The following is a 21,118-nucleotide window of genomic DNA, read 5'->3' on the forward strand; positions in this document are numbered from 1 at the left end:
GGAGGGCGTGTTGTGGTTCCCCCCAGATCGTGGAGGGCTTCGGGCTACGCGGCGTCCGGGACGGGCGCTGCGGTGGACTGCTCGTAGTTGACCGGTGACATCATGCCAGCCGCGCTGTGCCGGCGTTGGTGGTTGTAGAACCCGTAGGCCCAGTCGATGACCACGGCCCGGGCCTGAGCCCGGGTGTCGAACTCCTGCCGGGACAGGACCTCCCACTCCAGGGAGGAGAAGAACGCCTCGGCGGCGGCGTTGTCGAAGCACGACCCGACCCGGCCCATCGACTGGCGGATCCCCAGCCCGGCACAGCGTGGTGTACGAGGTCGCCGTATAAGTACTGCCGCGGTCGGTGTGGAACACGAGACGCTCGGACTCCTCCTCTCGCCAGATCGCCTCCTTGCCGCCACGGGCCGTCACAGCCATCTGTATCGCCGCGCACGCCAGTTGCGCGTCCGGGTGATCGCTGGTCGCCGCGCCGAGCAACCGGCGCGAGTACAGGTCGATCACCGTCGCGAGGTAGAGCTTGCGCTCGGCGGGCGCGAAAGATCGGCCCTTCGGCCTCAGCCTAGTGCTGTGACCGCATCCGGGCGCCCATCTGACCCTGACTGCTGAGAGCGCAGCGTTCTTCGTCGGAGACGTCCCAGGACTTCCAGAAGCGCCACCGGACTATGGCGTCGGGGATCGAGGAGCGATCGCATCCGAGGTAGCCGGCTGGGCGTCATCCTTCGAGCCGATGAGCGCCGTCTTCTTGGACCCTGCGCCGCCGCCCTGACGCCCCGGTTCAGGAGACTCCCGCGTGTGGCGAGCCGGGTCAGGTCAGCGCGGTTGTCGCTGTGCGACGGGGCTGACCTCAAGGAGCATTGGCTGGCGAGCGACGGGGGTGAGCACGACGACGGCCTCCCGGGTGCCGCGCAGGCGCAGGTCGTGCCGTAGCCGGTCGGGGTCGATCGGCATGGAGCGCTTCTTGATGGTGAGGGCACCGATGTCCTCCTCGTGTGCCCACCGGCGGAGCGCCTTGGTGGACAGCGAGTGCACCGACCGCACCCGGAAGGGGCGTGCCCAGGGCACGTCCACCGGCGCCGGGCCGGTCACGTAGCCGACGCCTGGTGCGGTCTCGGTCCCGCTGGCCAGACGCGCCAGCACTCCGATCAGCCCCGCCTGCAGGACCGCTCGGTCCGGCTCGTGCAGCCACTCGCCGATGTCGTCTGGGCCGCTCGCCACCGGTGCGGGGCCGCAGCCGTCGTCGGTCACCTCGTGCCACTGCCCGCCCTCGGTCGTGCCGACGTGTACCTGGGCCGTGCGCCCGGCGTGCCGCACCAGGTCGCCCCACCACAGCACGCACTCCAGCGCCTCCCCGCCGAACGAGGCCCACTGGGCCTCCGCCCCGCCAGGGATCTCGTGGTGCGGGAACGAGGGCGCGAGCTTGGCGCCGGCGTGCTGCACCGTCGCCGCGACCCTCTGCACCTGGTCCCACGTCGGGGACAGCTGGTCCAGCGAGAACGTGCGGGCCGTGCGGCCCCGGGCGTCGGTCCGACCGGGGAGCCGTCGGGCCGGGTCGAGCCAGGCTCCGACACCGGGGTCGTGTCCCAGGTCGAGCTCCTCGATCAGCGCCCGGCGGACCCGCGCGCCCGCCACACCGTCGAGGTTGTGGGCGGCCAGGGCCGCGGTCGTCGGGTCGGCGTCCACCGCCTCGACCCGCAGCCCGGCCGCGGCGAGCGCCAGAGCATCCCCGCCGAGACCACAGCCCAGGTCCCACACGGTCTCCAGACCGGCCTCGGCGAACCGGGCTGCGTGACGCGCGGCCAGCTGCCACCGGGTGGCCTGCTCGACACCGTCCTGGGTCAGCAGCATCCGCTCGACCCGGTCACCGAACTTCACCCTCCCGCGGAGCCGCAGCCGGGACTGGGTGAGCACGGCGGCGACCAGCGCGGGATCGTGGCCGGCCGCGCGCAGCCTGGTGCCGACCGCCAGGGCCGCCCCCTCGTCATACTCAGGCAGCGACTGGAGCAGGTCCCAGGCTCCCGGGGCGGAGAGGGTCGCGGCGGTCTCCGGGTCCATGCCGCCCATCCTCGCCCACGACGCCACCCGATGCGGAAGGGCGGCGCGCGGGAGTATGCCGTAGGAGTATCCGGTGGGAACGGGTCGGGGACAACGACTAAGTTCGAGGCATGGGCCGATGGAGTGAGCTGGGGCGCAGCACCCGACGTCTCGTGGTGGGGGCGGGGGTGGCCAGCGTCGCCACGCCGGTCGGCCTGGCCGTCGTGCTCACCGGCGTCGACTTCATGCGCAAGGCCCGTGAGCCCGACGAGCACGTCGTGCCGCCCGCCGAGCCCCTGCCCGCCGCGGTCGACGGCAACGAGCTGACGACCTACACCTACGGCGAGTACCTCTTCGAGGCCATGATCGAGGCGATCGACAACGCCACGGACTTCGTCTACCTGGTGACCTACATCTGGAAGGGCGACGAGATCGGGCAGAAGTTCAAGGAGGCCGTCATCCGGGCCGCGGACCGCGGGGTCAAGGTCTGCGTGGTCTTCGACGGGTTCGCCAATCTTGTGGTGCCGCGGGACTTCAAGCAGTTCCCCCCGTCGGTGCACCTGCTGAAGTTCCCCACCGTGCGCTCGGGGCTGGTGGTCAACGTGCGGCGCACGGGCCGTGACCACCGCAAGGTGCTGGTCGTGGACGGGGAGGTCGGCTTCGTCGGCGGCTACAACATCGGCTCGTTGTATGCCGACAAGTGGCGGGACACGCACATGAGGGTCCGGGGCACGGCGGTGTGGGAGCTGCAGAACACCTTCGTCGACTTCTGGAACCGGCACCGAAAGCGGCAGCACCCGGAGCTGCCGGACAGCGGCGCGCCCGTCTGGAACGCGAGCATCATGGCCGCGCGCAACGAGCCGAGCCGGCTGGTCTTCCCGGTGCGCGGGATCTATCTCGAGGCGATCGACCGGGCAGTGCACCGGATCTGGATCACCCAGGGCTACTTCATCCCCGACCGGGAGATCCTGGCCGGCCTGCTGGCCGCGGCCAAGCGCGGCGTGGACATCCGGGTGCTGATGCCCGAGGCCTCCAACCACGTCGTGGCCGACTGGGTCGCGCGCTCGCACTACTCCACCCTGCTGCGCGGGGGAGTGCGGATCTTCCTCTACCAGGACGTGATGGTCCACGCGAAGACGGCGACCGTGGACGGCATCTGGACCACGGTCGGGACGGCGAACATCGACCGCCTCTCCATGATCGGGAACTACGAGGTCAACCTCGAGATCCACGACCGCGGCCAGGCCGCGCGGATGGAGGAGATCTTCGCCCGCGACCTGGACAACGCGCGTGAGCTGACCCTGGAGGAGTGGGAGGCGCGCGGCATACTCTCGCGGGCGGCAGAGTGGATCCTGGAGCCCCTGCACCCGCTGCTCTGAGCGAACATCTGGCACTCGGCTTGACCGAGTGCTAATCCATGCATAGATTCAGCATTAGCACTCTGCACCTGCAAGTGCCAATGCCCGGAACGAGCCGACCCCCGCGACGGCGGCCCCGACCGGACGCAGACACTGACAGTCGAACTCGCGAAGGGAAGGTCCTACCGTGACGGTTTCCATCAAGCCGCTCGAAGACCGGATCGTTATCAAGGCCGTCGAGGCCGAGCAGACCACCGCCTCCGGCCTGGTCATCCCGGACACCGCCAAGGAGAAGCCCCAGGAGGGCGAGGTCCTGGCCGTGGGCCAGGGTCGTTGGAACGAGAACGGCACCGAGCGGATCCCGCTCGACGTCGCCGTGGGTGACCGCGTGATCTACAGCAAGTACGGCGGCACCGAGATCAAGCACGGCGGCGAGGAGTACCTCATCCTGTCCGCCCGCGACGTGCTGGCCGTCGTCAGCTGACAGCCCCCGTGAGGACACGAGCTTGCGAGTCCCGCAACGGGGCGCGGAAGCTGACTGTGCCCTCTCGGCAGCAACTGACCCGCTGACGCCCCGGGTCCCCTGCCGCGCGCAGGGGACACCGGGGTGTCGTGCATCGACCCACCGCTACGGAAGGACCGGCCCTGATGGCCAAGCAGCTGGAATTCAACGACAATGCCCGCAAGGCGCTCGAGCGGGGCGTGGACGCCCTCGCCAACGCCGTGAAGGTGACCCTGGGACCCAAGGGTCGCAACGTCGTGCTGGACAAGAAGTGGGGCGCGCCGACGATCACCAACGACGGCGTCACCATCGCCCGCGAGGTCGAGCTGGAGGACCCCTACGAGAACATGGGTGCCCAGCTGGCCAAGGAGGTGGCCACCAAGACCAACGACGTCGCCGGTGACGGCACCACCACCGCCACCGTCCTGGCCCAGGCCATGGTGCACCAGGGCCTGCGCAACGTCGCGGCCGGTGCCGGCCCGGCCGGGCTCAAGCGGGGCATCGACCAGGCCGTCGCGGCCATCTCCGACCGCCTGCTGGAGACCGCCCGCGAGGTCGAGGGTCGTGACGAGATCGCCCAGGTGGCGAGCCTGTCCGCCCAGGACACCACGATCGGCGAGCTGATCGCCGAGGCCTTCGACAAGGTCGGCAAGGACGGCGTGATCACCGTCGAGGAGTCCTCCACCACCGCGATGGAGCTGGACTTCGCCGAGGGCATGCAGTTCGACAAGGGCTACCTCTCGCCCTACTTCGTGACCGACACCGAGCGGATGGAGGCCGTCCTGGAGGACGCCTACATCCTCTTCCACCAGGGCAAGATCTCCTCGGTCGCCGAGCTGCTCCCCCTGCTGGAGAAGGTCATCGGTGAGAGCAAGCCGCTGTTCATCGTCGCCGAGGACGTCGAGGGCGAGGCCCTCTCGACCCTGGTCGTGAACAAGATGCGTGGCACCTTCAACGCTGTGGCCGTCAAGGCCCCCGGCTTCGGTGACCGCCGCAAGGCGATGCTGCAGGACATGGCGACCCTCACCGGTGGCCAGGTCGTCGCCGAGGAGGTCGGCCTCAAGCTGGACCAGGTCGGCCTGGAGGTGCTGGGCAAGGCCCGCCGCATCGTCTCCACCAAGGACTCCACGGTGATCGTCGACGGCGAGGGTGCCGCCGATGAGGTGCAGGCCCGCGTGGACCAGATCACCAACGAGATCGCGAACACCGACTCGGACTGGGACCGCGAGAAGCTCCAGGAGCGCCTCGCCAAGCTGTCCGGCGGCGTCTGCGTCATCAAGGTCGGCGCGCACACCGAGGTGGAGCTGAAGGAGAAGAAGCACCGCATCGAGGACGCCGTCTCGGCGACCCGCGCAGCCATCGAGGAGGGCATCGTCGCCGGCGGCGGCTCCGCCCTCATCCACGCGTCCAGCGTGCTGGACACCCTGGAGCTCGACGGCGATGAGGCCGTCGGCGCGACGATCGTGCGCAAGGCGGTCGCCGAGCCGCTGCGCTGGATCGCCGAGAACGCCGGTCTGCAGGGCTATGTCGCCACCGCCAAAGTGGCCGAGCTCGAGGCAGGTCAGGGGCTCAACGCCGCCACCGGCGAGTACGGCGACCTGTTTGCCGCGGGCGTCATCGACCCGGTCAAGGTCACCCGCTCGGCCCTGCGCAACGCGGCCTCCATCGCCTCCATGGTGCTGACCACCGACACCCTGGTGGTGGACAAGCCCGAGGAGACCGAAGACGGACACCAGCACAGCCACTGACCTCGTGGTTGCCGCCCGGTCGGGTCATCCCGGCCGGGCGGCGTGCTCCGGGTGAGCCCGGTCCGACGCGGCCTCAGGCCGTGTTGCGACCGGGCTCCTCGGCGTCCGGGGTCTCCGTGGCACTGGTTGGCGTGATGTCGGCCTCGGCAAGGAGCGCGGAGCGCTCCTCCTCGGTCATGGCCCCCCACACCCCGTAGGGTTCGCGGGCGCTCAACGCATGGCTGCGGCACTGCTCGAGGACCGGACACTGCAGGCAGAGCCGCTTGGCTCGTTCGTCGCGGCGGCGCCTGGCCGATCCACGCTCCCCCTCCGGGTGGAAGAACAACTCCGGACTGACCGTCCGGCACAACCCCTCGAACTGCCACTCCCACTGCTCGGCGACCGGACTAGGTCCGGCAGTTGCGTCGGCCACCAGTGCCACCTCTCATCTCTGAGACACATCCCGTGCCTGATCGTGGTTCCTGCAGTCGCCCGTCGACTGCCCGGGCGTGTGGTTCTTCGATCGAGTGCACTGTAACGCGAGTCACCCCAAATGTTGTCAAATCGTTACCCCGGATCTGCCAGGCCGGATCGGGGTGGAGCGTGAGAGTCGTCACCCGCGCCCGACGCGGTCGGGTTCGCCCGCGGCGCCGCGCCTAGGATGGGCGTATGACTGTGGCTGACCCCCACCCCGCCGTGCGCGACCCGTTCCGTGCCCTCGGCCTGACCTACGACGACGTGCTGCTGCTCCCGGGTGAGACAGACCTGGTGCCCGAGGAGATCGACACGACGAGCCGTCTGACCAGGGAGATTTCTCTGAAGATGCCGTTCGTGTCGGCGGCCATGGACACGGTGACCGAGGGGCGGATGGCCATCGCCATGGCCCGCCAGGGCGGGATCGGCATACTGCACCGCAACCTGTCGATCGAGGACCAGGCCTACCAGGTCGACCTGGTCAAGCGGACCCAGACGGGGCGCATCACCAACCCGGTCACCATCGGTCCCGACGCGACGCTGGAGGACCTCGACCGGATCTGCGGGGAGTACCGCGTGTCGGGGCTGCCGGTCGTCGACGGTGACGGGCACCTGCTGGGCATCTGCACCAACCGTGACCTGCGCTTCACCCCCGTCGCGGAGTGGGAGCAGACGCTGGTCCGGGACGTCATGACCACGACACCGCTGGTCACCGCGCCGGCCGACGTCAGCCGCGAGGACGCCACGGCGATCCTGCGCGCCCACAAGCGGGAGCGGCTGCCGCTCGTCGACGAGCAGGGGCGCCTGGCCGGACTGATCACGGTGAAGGACTTCGTGAAGTCCGAGCAGTTCCCCAACGCCAGCAAGGACGGGCAGGGCCGGCTCCTGGTCGGAGCGGCCATCGGCTACTACGGCGACGCCTGGCAGCGCGCCACGACCCTGATCGAGGCCGGGGTTGACGTGCTGGTCGCCGACACCGCCCACGGCCACGTGCGGATGCTCACCGACATGGTGAAGCGGCTCAAGACCGACCCGGCCACCCAGCACGTCCAGGTGGTCGGCGGCAACGTCGCCACCGGAGCCGGTGCCCGCGCGTTCGTCGAGGCCGGTGCCGACGCGGTCAAGGTCGGCGTCGGGCCCGGCGCCATCTGCACCACGCGCGTGGTCACCGGCATCGGCGCGCCCCAGCTGACCGCGGTCTACGAGGCCGCGCAGGTCGCGCGCGAGGCCGGCGTGCCGGTCATCGCCGACGGCGGCATGAAGTACTCCGGTGACATCGCCAAGGCGCTGGTGGCCGGGGCCGAGTCGGTGATGATGGGCTCGATGCTGGCGGGCTGCGAGGAGTGCCCCGGCGAGCTGATCTTCATCAACGGCAAGCAGTTCAAGAGCTACCGCGGCATGGGGTCGCTCGGGGCGATGAGCTCGCGCGGCAAGCAGTCCTACTCCAAGGACCGCTACTTCCAGGCGGAGGTGAGCAGCGACGACCAGATCGTCCCCGAGGGCGTCGAGGGCCGGGTCGCCTACAAAGGGGCCCTGTCCAACGTGGTCCACCAGATGTCCGGCGGCCTGCGGCAGGCGATGTTCTACGTCGGCGCGCGCACGGTGCCCGAGCTGCAGGAGCGCGGCCAGTTCGTGCGGATCACCCAGGCCAGCCTGCAGGAGTCGCACCCGCACGACATCCAGATGACCGTCGAGGCCCCGAACTACACGGCCCTCTGACGCGGCCCGGCCAGGGCTCGCACCACCTCCGCGAGGGTCAGCCGAACTGCCAGGAGCGCTTGGACAGGCCGTACCAGAAGCCGTCCACCGCCACCTGGTTGTCCAGACCCCCGCTGGCATCGGCGACGCCGAGCGAGACATACAGCGGCGCCCAGTGCTCGGTGCGGGGGTGGGCCTCCAGCGCGCCCGGTGCGCGGGTCTCGAAGTCCAGCACCGCGTCGACGTCCTGGCGGGCCAGCGCCTCGGCGGCCCAGTGGTCGAACTCCTGCGAGACCTGCGGCGGGGGAGCGTCGGCCGGGTTGCGGGGGTTGAACCACTTCAGGTTGTGCGTGGTGAACCCGGACCCGACGATCAGCGTGCCCTGGTCACGCAGCGGCGCCAGGGCACGACCGATCTCGAACAGCTCGCGCGGCTCCAGCGTCGGCATCGACATCTGGAGGACCGGCACGTCGGCCTCGGGGAACATCTCCACGAGCGGCACGTACGCACCGTGGTCCAGGCCCCGGCCCTCGTCGCGGTGCACGGCGTCGTGCCCGAGGAGCGCCGCGACATCGTCGGCCAGCTCGGGGGCCGGCGGCGCGGCATACTCCACCTCGAAGTACTTCTGGGGGAAGCCCCAGAAGTCATACACCAGCGGCACCTGCTGCCGGGTGGCGCTCACGGTGAGCGGCGCGCTCTCCCAGTGCGCCGAGACCATGAGGATGTTCTGCGGCCGGGGGAGCCGCTCGGACCACGCGTGCAGCTGACCGGTCCAGGTCGCATCATCGGCCAGCGGCGGGGCCCCGTGGCTGAGGTAGAGCACCGGCTGCCGGTCGGCCGCCGGTGCGCTGCTGGTCGGGTCCATCTCGCCTCCGCTAGTGCAACCTTCAATCACACGAGTATGCCGGGTGCCGACTTCCCCTGCACGTCGGGGCGCGCGTCGCCGCGCCGGGCCGGGGTTGTGCCCGCGGGCTTGTAGCCTGACCGCGTGAACGAGATCGAGATCGGACGTGGCAAGCGCGGCAGACGCGCCTTCTCCTTCGAGGACATCGCGGTCGTGCCGTCCCGCCGCACCAGGGACCCCGAGGACGTCTCGATCAGCTGGCAGATCGACGCCTACCACTTCGAGCTGCCGGTGATCGCCGCGCCGATGGACTCGGTCGTCTCCCCGCAGACGGCGATCGCGATGGGTCAGCTCGGCGGCCTGGGGGTGCTCGACCTCGAGGGGTTGTGGACGCGGTATGACGACCCCACGCCCCACCTCGAGGAGATCACCGCGCTCGAGGCGACGGAGAGCACCGCGCGGCTGCGCGAGCTGTATGCCGCGCCGATCCGCCCCGACCTGATCACCCAAAGGCTGCGGGAGATCCGGGAGGCCGGGGTAACCGTCGCCGGCTCCCTGTCCCCGCAGCGCACGCAGCAGTTCTGGCGGACGGTCGTCGACGCCGGCGTGGACCTCTTCGTCATCCGCGGCACGACCGTCTCCGCCGAGCACGTCTCCAGCACCGCCGAGCCGCTCAACCTCAAGCGCTTCATCTATGAGCTCGACGTGCCGGTGGTCGTGGGCGGCGCCGGCACCTACACCGCCGCGCTGCACCTGATGCGCACCGGTGCCGCCGGTGTCCTGGTCGGCTTCGGCGGCGGGGCGACCCACACGACCCGCACGACGCTGGGGATCCACGCGCCGATGGCGACCGCGATCGCCGACGTGGCGGCCGCGCGCCGGGACTACCTGGACGAGTCCGGCGGACGCTATGTGCACGTCATCGCCGACGGCGGGATGGGCCAGTCCGGCGACATCGTCAAGGCGGTGGCCTGCGGCGCGGACGCCGTGATGATCGGGGCCGCGCTGGCCCGTGCGCAGGAGGCTCCGGGGCGTGGCTACCACTGGGGCTCGGAGGCCCACCACCCGTTCCTGCCGCGCGGGGAGCGGGTCCGGGTCGGCACCGTCGGGACGCTGGAGGAGATCCTCAACGGACCCGGTCGCGACGCCTCCGGCACGACGAACCTGATGGGTGCCCTCCGGCGGGCGATGGCCACCACGGGCTACACCGATGTCAAGGAGTTCCAGCGGGTGGAGGTCGTCGTCGCCCCCTACGCCCCGCGCTGACCACCGTTCCGGCATGGCCCGGGTGCCCCTGACTTCGGGGCGCCTGGTCGGCTCACGCGCCGTTGGCCCTTACCCTGGTTCTGTCGTATTTCAGGATCCCTGACGCGCGCGGGCCCTCGCCTGCCTGCCGAGAGGGTTGGAGGAGCAGAGTATGCAGGTGCGCCGCGAGGCCAAGTACCGACGCCGCCGGGCGGTCATCGGGGGAGTGGCTGCGCTGGCGCTCGCCGGGACCCTGACCGCGTGTCTGTCGGGGGGCGACGAGGACCCCGGGGAAGCCGCAGGGGACCAGCAGGTCGCCGACCCCACGCCCACCGGCGACGATGCCTCCGCCACCTCCGCCGGCGTGAGCGACGGTTTCCAGGACGCCGCGGGTCAGACCGCCGAGGCGGAGGCAACCGACGACGCGAGCGAGCCCACGGAGGACGGTCCGGTCGCCGCGCCGCCGGCGATCCCCTCGGACGAGTCCTTCATGGAGCGCATCGACTACATCACCGGCGGCATCACGCCGAAGTCCGTGGTGGCCTCCGGTGCCGGCCTGGTAATCGCCAACAACATGATGTACAGCCACACCTCGACGGTCTACGACGCTCAGTCGCGCGAGTTGGTCGAGACCCTCTCGGACGAGGTCGTCCCGAGCGAGCTGGGTGTCGAGGGGCATCCCGGCACGGCCAAGGGCTCGCCGGTGGAGGCCGCCTGGACCGACGACGGGAAGTTCGCCTACGTCTCCCAGTACACGATGTATGGCGAGAGCTTCGGCAAGGAGGGCTTCGACGCCTGCACCCCGGCCGACGGCGTCGGCCCCTCGCTGCTCTACCGCTTCAACGCCGAGACGATGGAGTGGGACCAGGCCATCGAGGTCGGCGCCGTCCCGAAGTATGTGGACATCACCCCAGACCAGAAGACGGTCCTGGTGAGCAACTGGTGCGACTCGACCATCTCGGTCGTGGACGTCGAGACGGCCCAGGAGGTCAAGACCATCCCGATCGCGGCCGCCCCGCGAGGGATCGAGGTGCTCCCGGACAACCGCACGGCCTACGTCGCCGCGATGTATGCCGACAAGCTGTTCAAGGTCGACCTGGAGACCGGCGAGTCCGAGGTCATGATGGAGACCGGGCGCAAGCCGCGTCACCTCAACCTCTCTGCCGACGGCAAGTACCTCTTCATGGCGGTCTCCGGAAACGACACGATCTACAAGATCGACACCGAGACCGAGGAGGTCGTCGACCAGGTCGAGTCGGGCCGGGAGCCGCGCTCGATGATCCTGTCCTCGGACGGCACGGCGCTCTACGTCGTCAACTACTACGAGCCGTCGGTCGCCAAGATCAGCACAGACGACATGGAGCTGCTCCAGAAGGAGCCGACCGACGCCAACCCGATCGGCATCACCTACGAGCCGATCACGCACACGGTCTGGGTCGCCTGCTACGGCGGATCCATCTACGTCTTCGACGACACGCTCGCCAGCGACCCCGACGCCTGACCTGACTGAGGTTCCGGACAGGGAGGTCACCTACCCTGGTGGGGTGTTGCGCACCCTGTTCACCCCCCGCTGGCTGGCGCTCCTCGGCGTGGTCGTCGCGGTGTGCGTCGCCTTCGTGTGGCTCGGGCTGTGGCAGCTGGCGGTGGCGCAGAACTCCGCCTTCGAGGAGCTGCAGGCCGAGCGCGACGCGCTGGTCGAGAAGCCGCTGGACGAGGTGATGGCACCGCACTCCGCCTTCCCCGAGGACGGCGCGGGACACCCGGTGCGCGTCGAGGGGGAGTATGACGGAGCGCGCCAGTTCCTCGTCCCCGACCGGGTGCTGGACGGGCAGGACGGGTTCTGGGTGGTGACCCCCCTCGTCGTCGAGAGCGGTGCCGTGGTCCCGGTGCTGCGGGGGTTCGTCACGGACCAGTCCGCGGTCGACATCCCGCCGGTCCAGCCGGTGACGGTGCGGGGGGAGCTCGCACCGGGGGAGTCGCCATACTTCGGCGAGGAGGCCCTGCCGAGCGGGCAGCACGGCACGATCGACCTGTCGCTGCTGGCCAACCTGTGGCCGGAGTCGCTCTACAACGGGTTCATCTTCGCCACGGCGGAGCAACCTTCTCTCACCGCCGACTCCCTCGCGACCGTCCCGCCGCCGCAGCTCACCGCCGGTGACGTCGACTGGCGCAACCTCGGGTACGCCCTGCAGTGGTGGGTGTTCGCAGCCTTTGCGGTCTTCATGTACCTCAAGCTGCTGCACGACGCGGCACGAGGTCGTGAGACCGGAGGTGGACGCTCAGGATCGGCGCCTACAGTGAGCAGCACCGCACCCGCCGACGAGAGGATCGAGCCCCACCATGTCTGACCGCGCCAAGCTGAAGTTCTTCCAGGCGATGGCGTTCGTCGTCGGCGTCGGTCTCCTGGTTCTCGTGCTGGGGATGGTGCTGAAGTACGGCTTCGAGAACGACGTCCTGGACTGGTGGGCGATGCCGCACGGCTTCATCTACATGGTCTACCTGGTCGCGGTGGCGATGCTCGGGTTCGCCCTGCGCTGGGAGCTCGGCCGGATGGTGCTCATCATGCTCGCAGGCTGTGTGCCCTTCCTCTCCTTCTGGGTTGAGCAGAAGGTCACCCGGACCGCCCGTGCGGAGATCGAGGCCAAGGAGTCCACCCCCCAGTTCTCGTAGCTCCGGCGACCTCCAGGTTCCCCAGGACACGGCTGAACCAGACCCAGGTCGATGGCGAGCGACATCGCGGCGAGGGCATTGTCACGAGAGGCGGATAACCTGTCCCGGTGACCGACGACCTCCAACAGCGCCCCGTCCTCGTCGTCGACTTCGGCGCGCAGTATGCCCAGCTCATCGCCCGACGGGTCCGCGAGGCCTCCGTCTACAGCGAGATCGTGCCCCACGACATGCCAGCGGCGGAGGTGCTCGCCAAGAACCCGGCGGCGCTGATCCTCTCCGGAGGTCCGTCGTCGGTGTACGCCGACGGGGCGCCCTCCCTGGATCCGGACCTGCTGACCGCCGGGGTGCCGGTGCTCGGGATCTGCTACGGCTTCCAGGTGATGGCGAGCGCTCTCGGCGGCGCCGTCGACAAGACCGGGCTGCGGGAGTACGGCGAGACCAAGGCGCGCATCTCCGACACCGGCAGCACCCTGTTCGACGGGCAGCCGGAGGAGCAGCCGGTCTGGATGAGCCACGGCGACTCGGTGTCCGAGGCGCCCGACGGCACCCGGGTCACGGCCACCACGCCGGGCGCGGCAGTCGCCGCCTTCGAGGACGACGACGCGCGTCGCTACGGGGTCCAGTGGCACCCGGAGGTGCTGCACTCCAGCTTCGGCCAGCGGGTCCTGGAGAACTTCCTGCTCCGAGGCGCCGGCATCGAGCCGACGTGGACCAGCGAGAACGTCGTCGAGGACCTCGTCGCCTCGATCCGGGAGCAGGTCGGTGAGGCGCACGTGATCTGCGGCCTCTCCGGAGGTGTGGACTCCTCGGTCGCCGCGGCCCTGGTGCAGCGTGCGGTGGGTGACCAGCTGACGTGCGTCTTCGTGGACCACGGTCTGTTGCGCGAGGGCGAGGCACAGCAGGTCGAGGAGGACTTCGTGGCAGCCACCGGCGTGGACCTGGTGGTCGTGGATGCCCGGGAGCGCTTCCTCACGGCCCTGGACGGGGTCACCGACCCGGAGACCAAGCGCAAGATCATCGGCCGGGAGTTCATCCGGGTCTTCGAGCAGGCCGCCCGGGACGTGGCCGGCACCGCGGACGCCGAGGGGCACCCGGTGGAGTTCCTCGTGCAGGGCACGCTCTACCCCGACGTCGTGGAGTCCGGCGGGGGCAGCGGGACCGCCAACATCAAGAGCCACCACAACGTCGGCGGCCTGCCCGACGACCTGCAGTTCACCCTCATCGAGCCGTTGCGCACGCTGTTCAAGGACGAGGTGCGGCAGGTCGGGCTCGAGCTCGGCGTCCCCGAGGGCATCGTGTGGCGCCAGCCCTTCCCGGGCCCCGGCCTGGGCATCCGGATCATCGGCGCGGTCGACGCAGAGCGCCTCGCCGTGCTGCGCCGGGCCGACGCGATCGCCCGGGAGGAGCTGACCAGCGCCGGCCTCGACCGCGACATCTGGCAGTGCCCGGTGGTGCTCCTGGCGGACGTGCGCTCCGTCGGGGTCCAGGGCGACGGTCGCACCTACGGCCACCCGGTCGTGCTCCGTCCGGTCTCCAGCGAGGACGCCATGACCGCCGACTGGAGCCGGGTGCCGTATGACGTGCTGGCCAAGATCTCCAACCGGATCACCAACGAGGTCGAGGAGATCAACCGGGTGGTGCTGGACGTGACCAGCAAGCCGCCGGGCACCATCGAGTGGGAGTGAGGCGGGGAGCCTCACGTGCGGCCGACGCGCGAACACACTGCGACACGGTGTGCCCCCGAGACGCTGCGAGGGGTGTGAGGTAGTAGACACCTCGGAAGGGCACTTTCAACTTTCCTTCGACGTTGCGTAGTACTACTCTGTGTAGTGGAAGCCGAGAACGGCATCCACCCCGCAGAAACCGGAAAGGCATCGTCATGAGCGCGAATCTCCACACCCCCGTTAAGGACGACGTTGCTGTTGACCGCGCGGCGGCGCGCGGCGAAGGCACCGTCTTCCAGACCGACATCATCCACTCGAGCCTGGTCCGCAAGCTCCTGGCCTTCATGCGGATCCTGATCGGCTGGACCTTCATGTGGCCGTTCGTCGACAAGCTGTTCGGCCTCGGCTACGGCACCGCCTCGGAGGCGGCCGTCGTCAACGGCGGCGCTCCCGCCCAGGGCTACATGATCAACGCCACCTCCGGCCCGTTCAAGGAGGTCTTCGTCTGGATGGCCGAGACCTTCGGCGGCCTGGCGGACTTCCTGTTCATGTTCGGTCTGTTCGGCATCGGCCTGGCCATGCTGACCGGCGCCGGCCTGAAGATCGCGGCCTGGGGCGGCACGCTCCTGATGGCGTTCATGTACCTCGCGGCCCTGCCCATCGGTCAGGCCAACGCGGGCTTCACCAACCCGATCACCGACTCCCACTGGATCGAGGCGATCGTCCTCCTGGTGGCTGCCTACACGCTGTCCGGCGACACCTGGGGCCTCGGCCGCTGGTGGGGCGAGAAGGTCGGCAACGGCTGGCTGCGCTGACCCACCCAACCCAACTGCCCGTCATACTCCACAGAGGAGTATGACGGGCAGTCGCGTGTGCGGACCGGCGGCGGCCACCGCGTCCGCCGGGTGCCGCGGGCGATTAGAGTTGCGCGCGTGATCCGCTCCTCGCTCGCGATAGCAGCCGGCAAACTGGCGCGGGGCGTCTCCCGCCTGCGTGGCGGGGGGTCCGCTCTGCCCGGCCTGGTGACCGAGACCATCGACCCGCAGGTGCTGGCCCACACACTCGCCGGTCTGCCCGGCGGCATCGTCGTCGTCAGCGGCACCAACGGCAAGACGACCACGACCAAGATGCTGGTCGCGCTCCTGCGCGCGCACGGCCAGCGGGTCTTCACCAACCCGACCGGGAGCAACTTCACCCGCGGTGTCATCTCGGCGATGCTGGCGGAGATCCCGCTGAGCGGCCGGCTGGACGCCGACTGGGCGGTGCTGGAGCTCGATGAGGCGCATGCCCTGCACTTCGCCAGGGCGGTCTCCCCGACCCACGCGCTGCTGCTCAACGTGGCCCGCGACCAGCTGGACCGGTTCGCCGAGATCGACCAGACGGCCCAGCTGCTGACCCGGCTGGCCGAGCAGACCACGCGGGGCGTGGTGCTCAACGTCGACGACTCGTTCATCTCCCGGATCCACGGGAGCGTCGGGGAGGGCGTGAGCGTGGCCTGGTTCGGGGTCGACCCGTCCTGCGCGGACCTGCTCCCCGGGCTGCAGGAGGCCGACGTGCGGGACGCCGACGGCGCCGCGGCCCTGCCCGACAGCGCGGACACCTCGTTGCTGCTCGTGCACGACGAGCGGTCCTTCACGGTCACCGGCTCCGCGGACGTCGGCCCGGTCACCCTCCAGCAGCGCGGGCTCGCGGCGATGATCAACGCGACGGCAGCCACCGCAGCGGCCCGTGCCGTGCTGGGCGAGACCTTCGACGCGGCACGCGCCGCGCGGACGCTGGCCACCGTCACGCCGCCGTTCGGGCGTGGCGAGGTGATCGACGTCGACGGGCACCCGCTCGAGTTGGTCCTGGTCAAGAACCCGGCCGGCTTCACCGTGGCTCTGGGGACCTACGGCAACGAGCCCGTGGACACGATGATCGCCATCAACGACAACTATGCCGACGGGCGTGACGTCTCCTGGCTCTACGACGTCTCGTTCGAGAGTCTGCGGGAGCAGGGGGTCGCCCTGACCAGCGGTGTGCGTGGCTGGGACATGGCCCTGCGGCTGCAGTATGACGGGGTGCCTGTGGCGCAGGTCGAGCCGGACCTCGACGCGGCGCTCGAGCGCTTCCTGGAGGAGCACCGGGGTCGACCCACCCGCATCTTCTGCACCTACACCGCGATGATGCACCTGCGGCGGCGTCTTGCCGCGCGCTACGGGCTGGCCCGCTTCGGAGAGGATGCCCAGTGACCGCGACAGCCGACGGCGGGGAGCCCGCCGTGAGCAAGGGCACCGTCCACCTCGTCCACCTGTATCCCCGGGAGATGAGCATCTACGGCGACCTGGGCAACACCCGGGCCCTGGCCAGCCGGTTGCGCTGGCACGGCTACTCCGCTGTCGTCCACGACCACCACCCGGGGGCACCGTGGCCCGAGCAGGTGCATCTGGTGCTCGGCGGCGGCGGCCAGGACTCCGGACAGGCCCGGGTCCAGGAGGACCTGGCAGTCCAGGCCGACCGGCTCCGTGGACTGGCGGCCGACGGGGTGCCGATGCTCATGATCTGCGGGATGTACCAGCTCTTCGGGCAGGCGTTCGTCACGGCGGAGGGGCGACGCCTGCCAGGGCTGGGCATCCTCGACGTGACGACGACCGGCAACCCGACCCGGATGATCGGGCCGGTCGTGCTCGACACCCCTATCGGTCAGGTCGTGGGCTATGAGAACCACTCCGGTGCCACGGTGCTGGGGGAGGGGCAGGAGCCGTTCGGCCGCGTGCGGCACGGCCAAGGCAACAACGGGACAGACGGGACCGAGGGCGCCCGCACCGGCAACGTGATCGGCTCCTATCTGCACGGCCCCATCCTGCCGGCCAACCCGGCACTGTCCGACCACCTGCTGGAGCTGGCCGCCACCCGCGCCACCGGCAGCTGGGAGCCTGCCGAGGTGGATGACTCCATCGCCGAGCAGGCCCACCAGCGCCAGGTGAGGCGGCTGCTGCGCGGCTAGTGCCCGGAGTTGGCTAGTGCCCGGAGTTGGCCAGTGCCCGGAGTTGGCTAGTGCCCGGAGTTGCCGGGAGGCTCCTCGACCGGCGCTCGACCGACCTCCTGGCCCGCGGCCCGTCCGACCTCGTCGGAGGAGGTGGCGTCCGCCCCACCGATCCGGGTGCTCGCCTCGGCCGTCGGCACGAGCTGGCCGTGGTTGTCGAGCTGGTGGGTGGCCGGGGTCTTGGGGCCGAGCCACCAGATCCCCATGGCGAGCGCCCCCAGGGGGACGTCCAGCAGGTGCGTCACCACGGCATACAGCAGGGCCGCGGCCGCGGCCGCCGTCGGATCGGCGCCGAAGGCGATGAGGACGGCCGCCGTGCCGGCCTCGGTGATCCCCAGGCCGCCGGGGGTGATCGCCACGACTGTGAGCAGCTGGCGGATCGCGTAGGCCGCGAACAGGTGCGAGATCGGCAGGTCCACCCCGACGGTGTGACACGCGACGTAGTAGAGGATGAAGAAGGTGCCCAGCATCCCGGCCAGGCCGAGGGTCATCTTCAGGCCGTTGTGGCTGGCCACGTTGCCCCAGCGGCCGCGCTGGTCCTGGATGAGCTTGTCCAGGTTGGCGCCGGCCTTCAGGCGCTTGGAGAAGGGCTTGGCGACCCAGCCCAGGCTGTGCCCGACCACGTGCGAGGCGGTGTCACTGTAGATCACGGCGAGGAAGAAGCCCAGGACCACGAGCAGGGCGATCACCGCGACCGTCGAGCCGAGGATGACAGGGGCGGGGGTGTCCATCGGGCCGATGATCACCATCACGATCGCGATCACCGGCAGTGCCAGGCGGGCCATGATGTTCCACACGCCGGTGACCACCAGCGACGTGGAGATGTTGCGCCGCAGGAAGCCCCAGGAGCGGCACATGACATAGGTGATCGCCACGGCGACCGCCCCACCGGCGGGCATGATGTTGCTGATCATCGACCCGGAGGCGTTGACCAACAGCGCCCGCGGGTGGGTCAGACCGGGCAGTGACCCGGTGAGGGTGAAGGTGTAGGAGTAGAGCCCGATCAGCTTCAGCGCCACCATCAGTGTCGCGACACCGGCGCCCACCAGGGACATCTGGTCCAGGATCTCCGCCCAGGATGAGTCCGCGACCCGCGGGAGCACGTAGATGAGCAGCAGCGTGGCGATGGTCAGCCCGACCACCGACTGCACGACCTCACGCCACCCGAACTTCCGGGTGGGCTCGAAGTCGTCGGTCGCGTGGATGCTCACGCGATGACCCCAGGCGGCTTTGCTGCCGGGCACGGGTTTGCGGGCACGGAGAACAGGCTACGTGTCGATGCTGGGCAACGACTCCTCACACACCCACCTCCCCTGCCCGGTCTCCCGGATGCCTAGAACAACCCAGAGCACGATACCCGCGCAAGAGGTTTTGTTGCGTGAGGGTAGGGTGCGACACCGCGAGGCGGCTCGATCAGGAGGGACTGACATGGCGCGGGTGCGGGCGGTGGACGAGACCGGTCGGACGTTGGTCGAGGACACCGTGCCCCACGGCATCGACCCGGCGGCCGTCCTGCAGACCCGTGGCCACGCGCCGGTCTGGGTCGGCAGCGAGGTGGTCGACGGCGAGGTCGTCCTCGTCTACCGCGTGGCGCCCGGCGATCGTCCAAAGCCCCACCAGCGGCTCAGTGCGTATGCCGTGGTGCACGCTGAGTACGACGGGGTCCCGTCCGTGCTGCTCACCACGTTCAGCATGAGCCAGCGCGAGGTGTGGGGTCTGCCCGGCGGTGGCCTGGACCCCGGGGAGGACCCCGTGGACGGGGCCGTCCGCGAGGTCTGGGAGGAGACCGGGCAGCGGGTGCGTGACCTGAGACCGCTCGAACTGGTCAGCCGGCACTGGACCGGGCGTGCTCCATCCGGGCGACTGGAGGACTACCACGCTGTCTCGGCCGTCTATCGGGCTACGTGCCCCGACCCGGTGCGCCCCGTCATCCACGACGTCGGCGGGAGCACCGCCGACGCGGCCTGGATCCCGCTCGCCGCACTGCCCCGGACGCCGGTCCTGGACTGGCAGCGGCGGTTCCTGCCCGACGGCTGAGTCCTCAGCTCGGCAGGTCAGGTCAGCCTTACGGTGACGCGCGCGACCGGCCACCTACCCTGGGATCATGGAGTTCGTCTACAACCTCACCGTCGTCGCCCACATGCTCGGTCTGGCTGCCCTGGTCGGGGGCTACCTTGTGGCGGTGACGCGTGCCGCCGAAGGTCTGGTCCCCAATGTCGTGATGGTGTGGGGTGCCCGGGTGCAGGTGCTGACCGGTCTGATCCTGGTGGGCCTGGCGGAGGGAGCCCTGGACTACGAGGTCAACAACACCAAGATCGGGGTCAAGCTGCTCGTCGCGATCGCTGTCGCCGCGCTGACCGAGATCGCCGCCGCCCGGGCCCGCAAGGGCAAGGCTGTCGCGCCGGGCATGGTGCACGCGGCCGGTGCGCTCGCGGTGGTCAACGTGCTGGTGGCTTCGCTCTGGAAGTGAGTGCCGATAGACCCACCGCCGATCTACGCAACGTCGGGCCCCCCGCCTCTCAGAAGGGCGGGGGTTCGTCGTTGCGGTCGGTGTCCGGGGTGGACTGGTCGGCGGGTTCGGTGGTGGCCTGGTCGGCGGGGTTCTGTGCGGGTTCGGTGGTTGCCTGATCCCCGGTGTCTTGTGCAGGGTCTGTGGGGGGTTGGCCGGTGATGTCGCGGTGGCGGTCGATCTCGGTTTGGCGGATCTGGGGGTCTGGCTTGTAGGTGCGGCGTCCGCTGGGTCCGGTGTGGGAGAGGGTGAGGGAGTCCCAGCCGTTGAAGAGGTCTTCCTCGTGGTCGTCGGCCAGGGGTAGTCCGGGGTCGCGGTAGGACAGGGCCTGGTAGATGGCGGTGTTGATGACCTGTGCGCGGTCGTTGCCTGCGGCGATGGTGTCGTCGATGTGGGTGGTGGCTGCGGTCAGGAGCTTGGTGTACTGGGTGTAGTCGTGGGCCTTGGTGCGGTAGATCCGGCCGAGCAGGGTGGTCCAGGTGACGTCNAGGACAGGGCCTGGTAGATGGCGGTGTTGATGACCTGTGCGCGGTCGTTGCCTGCGGCGATGGTGTCGTCGATGTGGGTGGTGGCTGCGGTCAGGAGCTTGGTGTACTGGGTGTAGTCGTGGGCCTTGGTGCGGTAGATCCGGCCGAGCAGGGTGGTCCAGGTGACGTCTCGGTTGGTGTCGATGACCGCGTCCCAGGCCTTCTTGGTCTTCTGGTCGTGGTGGGGGTCGCAGGCGGGCTGGCCGTTGGCCTCGCAGGTGTGACCACCGGGGGTGCCGTGCTCCTGGACGTGGTCGATCTGGGACAGGCGGGCCGGGCGCAGGCAGCCGGGGGCCCGGCAGAACAGGTCGGAGGCGACGATCTGGGCGCGCATCGCCGCGTCGAAGGGGTAGGCATTGATGGAGCGTTCCACGCAGCGTCCGGTGGCCGGGTCGATCAGCAGCCGGTGCAGGGTGGAGCCGGGCAGCAGGGCCAGCAGCTGGGCCTGCTCGGGCATCAGGAACATCGAGTGGCGTCCGATGACCTCACCCACCCCCGGCAGGACCCGACCCGGCGGATCTGCCGCGCCGCGGGTGTCTGGCTGGTGGAAGGGTGAGGCGGCTGGGTCGCCCGTGCCGGGCTGGTGGGACGGTGAGGCGGCTGGGTCGCCTGTGCCTGCTGGGGCGGGTCGTGGTGGGCAGGGTTGACCTGTCGGATCCTGCCGGGGTGGTGCACCGCCGCCGGTAGTGGGGGTGGTGGCGGTGTCGGTGGGGAGGGTGTCGGTGTCGGTGGGTGGGGGGTTGGTGCGGTGGCCGATGAGGGTGTCGTAGGGGACGACGACGTGGATCTGTGCCTCGGGGAGCCCGTTGAGGACCTTGGTCAGTTGGGCGGACTGCTCGAT

The 21,118-nt window shown here is 70.0% G+C and carries 19 protein-coding genes; 14 read left to right on the forward strand and 5 right to left on the reverse strand.

Annotation, left to right across the window (positions count from 1 at the left end; translation table 11 throughout):
* Positions 1 to 44 precede the first annotated feature (44 nt).
* Together MWU75_RS03125 and MWU75_RS03130 are read right to left on the reverse strand one after the other, a co-directional pair.
* Positions 45 to 404: an integrase core domain-containing protein gene (locus MWU75_RS03125; protein WP_348647723.1), complete on the reverse strand. Its 360-nt coding sequence runs from the start codon at positions 402 to 404 to the stop codon at positions 45 to 47.
* Between the two features lie 409 nt (positions 405 to 813).
* The gene (locus MWU75_RS03130) at positions 814 to 2,055 is read right to left on the reverse strand and encodes a class I SAM-dependent methyltransferase (RefSeq protein WP_247088084.1); all 1,242 of its coding nucleotides are present in this window, start codon (positions 2,053 to 2,055) and stop codon (positions 814 to 816) included.
* A gap of 110 nt (positions 2,056 to 2,165) precedes the next feature.
* On the opposite strand from MWU75_RS03130, the gene MWU75_RS03135 reads away from it, so the two are divergent.
* From MWU75_RS03135 to groL, 3 genes are all read left to right on the forward strand, one after another.
* Complete coding sequence (locus MWU75_RS03135; protein WP_247088085.1) at positions 2,166 to 3,413, forward strand: phospholipase D-like domain-containing protein; 1,248 nt, start codon at positions 2,166 to 2,168, stop codon at positions 3,411 to 3,413.
* A gap of 166 nt (positions 3,414 to 3,579) precedes the next feature.
* Positions 3,580 to 3,876, forward strand: a complete 297-nt coding sequence (gene groES, locus MWU75_RS03140; protein WP_247088086.1) for a co-chaperone GroES — start codon at positions 3,580 to 3,582, stop codon at positions 3,874 to 3,876.
* 164 nt (positions 3,877 to 4,040) lie between these two features.
* Complete coding sequence (gene groL / locus MWU75_RS03145; RefSeq protein ID WP_247088087.1) at positions 4,041 to 5,642, forward strand: chaperonin GroEL; 1,602 nt, start codon at positions 4,041 to 4,043, stop codon at positions 5,640 to 5,642.
* Positions 5,643 to 5,715: 73 nt separating this feature from the next.
* On the opposite strand, the gene MWU75_RS03150 is transcribed toward groL, so the two are convergent.
* Positions 5,716 to 6,054 carry a WhiB family transcriptional regulator gene (locus tag MWU75_RS03150; RefSeq protein WP_247088088.1) on the reverse strand — a complete coding sequence of 113 codons (339 nt, stop codon included), beginning with the start codon at positions 6,052 to 6,054 and terminating at the stop codon, positions 5,716 to 5,718.
* A gap of 236 nt (positions 6,055 to 6,290) precedes the next feature.
* Between MWU75_RS03150 and guaB the strand changes: the two genes are divergently transcribed.
* Positions 6,291 to 7,814, forward strand: coding sequence for an IMP dehydrogenase (gene guaB, locus MWU75_RS03155; protein WP_247088089.1), 1,524 nt, complete (start codon positions 6,291 to 6,293; stop codon positions 7,812 to 7,814).
* Between the two features lie 37 nt (positions 7,815 to 7,851).
* On the opposite strand, the gene MWU75_RS03160 is transcribed toward guaB, so the two are convergent.
* Positions 7,852 to 8,658: a class III extradiol ring-cleavage dioxygenase gene (locus MWU75_RS03160; RefSeq protein WP_247088090.1), complete on the reverse strand. Its 807-nt coding sequence runs from the start codon at positions 8,656 to 8,658 to the stop codon at positions 7,852 to 7,854.
* 123 nt (positions 8,659 to 8,781) lie between these two features.
* Between MWU75_RS03160 and MWU75_RS03165 the strand changes: the two genes are divergently transcribed.
* The 8 genes from MWU75_RS03165 to MWU75_RS03200 all read left to right on the forward strand — a co-directional run bounded on the left by MWU75_RS03165 (position 8,782) and on the right by MWU75_RS03200 (position 17,202).
* Positions 8,782 to 9,903: a GuaB3 family IMP dehydrogenase-related protein gene (locus MWU75_RS03165; RefSeq protein ID WP_247088091.1), complete on the forward strand. Its 1,122-nt coding sequence runs from the start codon at positions 8,782 to 8,784 to the stop codon at positions 9,901 to 9,903.
* A gap of 151 nt (positions 9,904 to 10,054) precedes the next feature.
* Entirely contained in the window at positions 10,055 to 11,383 is a 1,329-nt protein-coding gene (locus tag MWU75_RS03170) for a YncE family protein (protein WP_247088092.1), read from the forward strand.
* A 43-nt stretch (positions 11,384 to 11,426) separates the two neighbouring features.
* Positions 11,427 to 12,230, forward strand: coding sequence for an SURF1 family protein (locus MWU75_RS03175; protein ID WP_247088093.1), 804 nt, complete (start codon positions 11,427 to 11,429; stop codon positions 12,228 to 12,230).
* The gene (locus MWU75_RS03180) at positions 12,223 to 12,552 is read left to right on the forward strand and encodes a DUF3817 domain-containing protein (protein WP_247088094.1); all 330 of its coding nucleotides are present in this window, start codon (positions 12,223 to 12,225) and stop codon (positions 12,550 to 12,552) included. Before MWU75_RS03175 ends, MWU75_RS03180 begins: the two co-directional genes overlap by 8 nt.
* Before the next feature lie 107 nt (positions 12,553 to 12,659).
* Positions 12,660 to 14,237, forward strand: coding sequence for a glutamine-hydrolyzing GMP synthase (gene guaA, locus MWU75_RS03185; protein WP_247088095.1), 1,578 nt, complete (start codon positions 12,660 to 12,662; stop codon positions 14,235 to 14,237).
* A gap of 194 nt (positions 14,238 to 14,431) precedes the next feature.
* Entirely contained in the window at positions 14,432 to 15,031 is a 600-nt protein-coding gene (locus MWU75_RS03190) for a DoxX family protein (protein WP_247088096.1), read from the forward strand.
* A gap of 117 nt (positions 15,032 to 15,148) precedes the next feature.
* The gene (locus MWU75_RS03195; RefSeq protein ID WP_247088097.1) at positions 15,149 to 16,447 is read left to right on the forward strand and encodes a Mur ligase family protein; all 1,299 of its coding nucleotides are present in this window, start codon (positions 15,149 to 15,151) and stop codon (positions 16,445 to 16,447) included.
* On the forward strand, positions 16,444 to 17,202 hold the full coding sequence (locus tag MWU75_RS03200) for a cobalamin biosynthesis protein CobB (RefSeq protein ID WP_348647724.1): 759 nt from the start codon (positions 16,444 to 16,446) through the stop codon (positions 17,200 to 17,202). Before MWU75_RS03195 ends, MWU75_RS03200 begins: the two co-directional genes overlap by 4 nt.
* A gap of 47 nt (positions 17,203 to 17,249) precedes the next feature.
* Here MWU75_RS03200 and MWU75_RS03205 read toward each other — a convergent pair whose 3' ends face one another.
* Positions 17,250 to 18,452 (reverse strand): lysylphosphatidylglycerol synthase transmembrane domain-containing protein, encoded by a 1,203-nt coding sequence (locus MWU75_RS03205; RefSeq protein ID WP_247088098.1) that lies wholly within the window; start codon positions 18,450 to 18,452, stop codon positions 17,250 to 17,252.
* A 217-nt stretch (positions 18,453 to 18,669) separates the two neighbouring features.
* On the opposite strand from MWU75_RS03205, the gene MWU75_RS03210 reads away from it, so the two are divergent.
* Both MWU75_RS03210 and MWU75_RS03215 read left to right on the forward strand, forming a co-directional pair.
* The gene (locus MWU75_RS03210) at positions 18,670 to 19,278 is read left to right on the forward strand and encodes an NUDIX domain-containing protein (protein ID WP_247088099.1); all 609 of its coding nucleotides are present in this window, start codon (positions 18,670 to 18,672) and stop codon (positions 19,276 to 19,278) included.
* 67 nt (positions 19,279 to 19,345) lie between these two features.
* Positions 19,346 to 19,711, forward strand: coding sequence for a hypothetical protein (locus MWU75_RS03215; protein ID WP_247088100.1), 366 nt, complete (start codon positions 19,346 to 19,348; stop codon positions 19,709 to 19,711).
* The last annotated feature ends 1,407 nt before the right edge of the window (positions 19,712 to 21,118 follow it).

Source organism: Ornithinimicrobium sp. F0845 (genome assembly GCF_023015765.1).
Classification (GTDB): domain Bacteria; phylum Actinomycetota; class Actinomycetes; order Actinomycetales; family Dermatophilaceae; genus Ornithinicoccus.